The 4220-nt window shown below is 46.6% G+C and carries 5 protein-coding genes; 4 read left to right on the top strand and 1 reads right to left on the bottom strand.

The genetic code is table 11. The annotated features are described in order from the left end of the window. The coding region (locus tag A6049_RS32105) for an NUDIX hydrolase (RefSeq protein ID WP_481853583.1) at positions 1–502 on the top strand (502 nt) is incomplete at its 5' end. Positions 503–690: 188 nt separating this feature from the next. Here the strand turns inward: A6049_RS32105 and A6049_RS32100 are convergent. After that, positions 691–1302, bottom strand: coding sequence for a superoxide dismutase (locus tag A6049_RS32100; RefSeq protein ID WP_024632995.1), 612 nt, complete (start codon positions 1300–1302; stop codon positions 691–693). 538 nt (positions 1303–1840) lie between these two features. Between A6049_RS32100 and A6049_RS32095 the strand changes: the two genes are divergently transcribed. The 3 genes from A6049_RS32095 to queG all read left to right on the top strand — a co-directional run. Then, positions 1841–2266 carry a GNAT family N-acetyltransferase gene (locus tag A6049_RS32095; RefSeq protein WP_024632996.1) on the top strand — a complete coding sequence of 142 codons (426 nt, stop codon included), beginning with the start codon at positions 1841–1843 and terminating at the stop codon, positions 2264–2266. 422 nt (positions 2267–2688) lie between these two features. After that, positions 2689–3294, top strand: a complete 606-nt coding sequence (lepB, locus tag A6049_RS32090) for a signal peptidase I (protein ID WP_240321609.1) — start codon at positions 2689–2691, stop codon at positions 3292–3294. Positions 3295–3471: 177 nt separating this feature from the next. Beyond that, on the top strand, positions 3472–4220 hold a 749-nt coding region (gene queG / locus A6049_RS32085; protein ID WP_063568447.1), incomplete at its 3' end, for a tRNA epoxyqueuosine(34) reductase QueG.

Below are 4220 nucleotides of genomic sequence, written 5' to 3'. Positions count from 1 at the left end.
GGCAGATGAGCCGGCCATGGCTTTGCTGGCCGGCAGTCTGTGGGCGGAAGGCTTCGCTGCCCGCCCAGAAGGGCTGGCTACCCATGCGGAGCATGTGTTCAGCCACATTGTCTGGAGCCTGCAGGTGTACAAGTGCACCGAGCAGGACCAGAGTAACGAGCTTCCGCTGATCGCCGCGGAAGCCAGAGCCGCCTACGACGCACAGGCGGCAACAAGGGAGGGCACAGCCGCATCATCAACTGTGTCACCTGAGTCAGCCAAATCGCCATCGGAGCCGGGCACTCCTCATGCACAGAACATCTCAACATCGCTTAACGATGGAGAGCTGCTCGCACCATCTGACGTTAGTGACCAGGCGCTGAGCACACTGACAGGTAAGGGTGATGGCCTGACCTATCGCTGGATTGGTCCAGAAGATATGGACAAGATGGCATTCCCGAACATATTCCTGAAGCTGATCAGCAGTTATTTTGCAGGGGCATATGACGATGTTAATGAATAGTGAAACTACTCCATACTAACCGTCTTTGAATGAGGATACTTGCTTGCTCTAAGGACTAGGGATTCTTAACTTAAAGCTCGTAGCCGTAGAAGGATTACTCATAACGAAGTGCAGCAAGCAAAAGCAAACAAAAAAAGCCTGATTCGGTCGTGTTGACCAAATCAGGCTCTTCTATTATGCCAGCAGTCTTATTTCGCTGCAGCGTAACGTTTGTTTACTTCGTCCCAGTTGATTACATTCCAGAAAGCACCGATGTAGTCAGGGCGTTTGTTTTGATATTTCAGGTAGTAAGCGTGCTCCCATACATCCAGACCCAGAACCGGAGTCAGACCTTCGAAGAGAGGGCTGTCTTGGTTAGGTGTGCTAGTGATGGACAATTTGCCATCTTTACCAACTACGAGCCAAGCCCAACCGGAACCGAAACGAGTTGTAGCTGCTTTTGCAAAATCTTCTTTGAATTTGTCAAAGCCACCCAGTTCGCTATCGATTGCTGCTGCGATGTCTCCAGTAGGAGCGCCGCCGCCGTTAGGTCCGATGATTTCCCAGAACAGGCTGTGGTTAGCATGTCCGCCGCCATTGTTGCGAACGGCTGTGCGGATACCTTCAGGTACGCTGTCAAGGTTAGCAATCAGATCTTCCAAGCTTTTACCTTGCAGTTCAGGAGCGCTTTCCAGAGCTGCGTTCAAGTTCGTTACGTAAGTATTGTGATGGCGATCGTGGTGAATTTCCATCGTTTGCGCATCAATATGTGGTTCCAGTGCGTCGTTAGCGTAAGGAAGTGCTGGTAATTGAAAAGTCATAGTGAAATACCTCCTGAGATTTTTGAATTTTTGTTACGGTCAGCATTTTGCATAATTCAATTCGAATCGCTTCCGGGACAAGTTCTAGACGAATAGGATCACTTCGATCTATATCTTGCTGAGTGAAAGTCGCTCACAGGATTTATGCAAATTGCCACAGGTACCTATGTAATAATACCCTTGTCACTAATATTAAACCGCATTCGGGCTAATTAAGCAACATTTTTGTTTATTAAGTCCCCCCAGACGTTGATCCATTCATGGGTCAGAGATAACAAACATATTTTACCCATTATGAAACTATTTATGTGATTTTAGGTGTTTAAATAGAGGGAAAGTTTAATATTCGGATGTAAACGGTTACAATTAAGCGCTTTCAAAAGAAAATGCGTGTTTTATGGCGTAAAGTATGGTTTAATTGACGAAGAAGCGGTATTTTCTCGTTTTTTGTCATTATATGAACATTGGGTTTTTGGTAAAAAGGGGAGCCCCTTTTTGTAAAACCTCATCTAAGCTAACGAAAAGGGAGATTTAAGACATGCACGTTCGTTCCTTTCAGTTGAGTGATGCAAGCCAGATGACAGAGCTTCTCCAGGTTGCACTATCGGAAGAGTGTTATGAGAACACGATGGGCCCGTTTGCCCGTCAATTGTCATGGGATTCTGACCTGATCATGGTTGCGGAAGAAGAGGGAGACCTCGTCGGCGCTTTGATTGGTACGATTGACCACAACCAGGGATGCATCTATCGTATTGCGGTCCATCCAGACTATCGTCGCCGCGGAGTCGGCAAAAAACTTGTCGAGGCCATGGAACAAAGGTTCCAGCAGCGTAAAGTCAGTCAAATATGGGTGGCGGGTGATGAGCACAACAAAGTGGCCATGCCTCTTTATGAAGCAATGGGTTACGGTGCCAATCAGATTATGAGCGCTTTCCAGAAACTTAGTATCTTGTCCAAAGCTTAGTTTGCATGGTTAAAAAGAAATATAACAGATTTTCATTTCATATTAGGCGTATCTTTCAGCGTGTAACAACGTGAGGGATACGCCTTTCTATTTATATGGGTGCTACTCAACGATTATTCCCCTTTTTTCGCCACTTCTGAACGCCATTCCATTTAACTTAATCCCTGGTTTAACTGTTTTAATCTCGTTGTTATTCACCCTTCAAGTTGTGTTGGTGCTCATAACCAATTGTTTCACCCTTGCAAATGAAGTAGAATTAAGAGGATTATGATCACTCGATTTTGGTAATATCAGAACATATAAACGTGGAACGCCAGCTTCCTGATATTTTTAAGAAAAACGTTCACTATATGCGATCTGTCTGCCTTGAAAGTACGTCGATCGATGTTTTTCTTTATAAAATTGATAAACGAGGTGTCTCTTTGAACTCCAACAATCTTTCAACGGAGCATGTGGCTTCCAAGGAACGAAATGGTCCGGGAGTGCCTGATCAACCGGGGAAATCCTGGGGTGCAGAGCTTTGGGACTGGGTGAAAACGATAGTGATTGCTTTTGTAATCATGATGCTGTTGAACCTGTTTGTATTCAATCTTTCGATGGTCAAAGGTCAATCGATGCAGCCCACGCTGGTTGAGCGGGACCGTTTGTTTGTGAATAAAATTGTATACGATTTTGGGACACCGTCCCGATCGGATGTTATTGTACTTCGTGATCCAAGCGAAGGTGTGGAGAAAAAAGATTTTCTGGTCAAACGGATTGTCGGACTTCCCGGTGATACGGTTGAAGTACGGGATCATCATCTGTTCGTGAATGGGGAGCAGCAAGCGGAAACGTACACGGATACGGAGGTTCAGGATCCTGATTTTGGACCGATTACGCTGGAAGCGGATCATTACTTTGTGATGGGAGATAACCGTCATGAAGGCAAGAGCAAGGATAGCCGTGTGTTTGGCAGCATTAATTCCAGTGAAATTGTAGGCAGGGCGGAGTTTATTTTTTGGCCGTTCTCGGAAATTAAAAAACTGTAAAATGTTAGCAGGACAAGGACAACAACTTCACGCTGCATTTTGCGTTAAACGATATAGACTCGGTTTCTTTCTAGCTCCGGTATGTCCGACTTGTATATCGAAATCAGCGCCTGTCCTCCCACCGAGGCGGGCGTTCACTATTTACGGAATTAGCGTGGAAGAAGAGAGGGAATAGATATGACGAGTGTACAGACCGGAGCAGCAAAGGCAGCAGCTGTATGGGAGAAGTTAAAACAAGAGATTAAGGCAGCTGCTCCCGAGATGGGTATTGATGATATAGGATTCGCTTCGGCAGAACCATTCGTGACCTTGAAATCCATTCTGGAGCAACATCGGGCGAAAGGATTCGAGTCCGGATTTGAGGAGCCTGATATTGAGAAAAGGGTGCGTCCCGAATTGAAAGATGGAGAGCCTGCTTCGCTCATTGCTATTGCTGTTGCTTATCCATCGAAGATGGTCAATCCGCCGAAGTCGGAGCCGGGTGCATACCGCGGTATTCTGGCTCGTTCCGCCTGGGGGCAGGATTATCACCAAGTCCTGCGTGCAGCGATGGACAAGCTGGTTAACTTTATACGTGAGCGCGTACCTGAAGCCATGATTGAAAGTATGGTAGATACGGGGGCGTTGGTGGACCGTGCTGTTTCCCAACGTGCGGGGATAGGATTCAGTGCCAAGAACTGTGCCATTATATCGCCCAAATTCGGTTCATGGATCTTTCTCGGCGAACTGGTCACGAATATTCCGTTTCAGCCAGATAACCCGGTGACCGAGGATTGTGGTGAATGTACGAAGTGTATTGATGCCTGTCCAACAGGAGCATTGGTGGGACCGGGACAACTGAATGCACAGCGCTGCATTTCGTTTGTGACCCAGACGAAAGGCTTCGTGGATGAAGAGTTTATGCTGAAAATTGGCAACCGTCTGTA

The sequence above is a fragment of the Paenibacillus sp. O199 genome (assembly GCF_001636635.1).
GTDB classification, from domain to species: domain Bacteria; phylum Bacillota; class Bacilli; order Paenibacillales; family Paenibacillaceae; genus Paenibacillus; species Paenibacillus marchantiae.
Note: the sequence above shows the minus strand (reverse complement) of the source record. Positions and strands in the feature narration are given on the sequence as shown.

Excerpts from the sequence above, each read along its gene's own strand:
- A6049_RS32095 (WP_024632996.1), top strand. The coding sequence starts at position 1,841 with ATGCACGTTCGTTCCTTTCAGTTGAGTGATGCAAGCCAGATGACAGAG.
- A6049_RS32100 (WP_024632995.1), bottom strand. The coding sequence starts at position 1,302 with ATGACTTTTCAATTACCAGCACTTCCTTACGCTAACGACGCACTGGAA.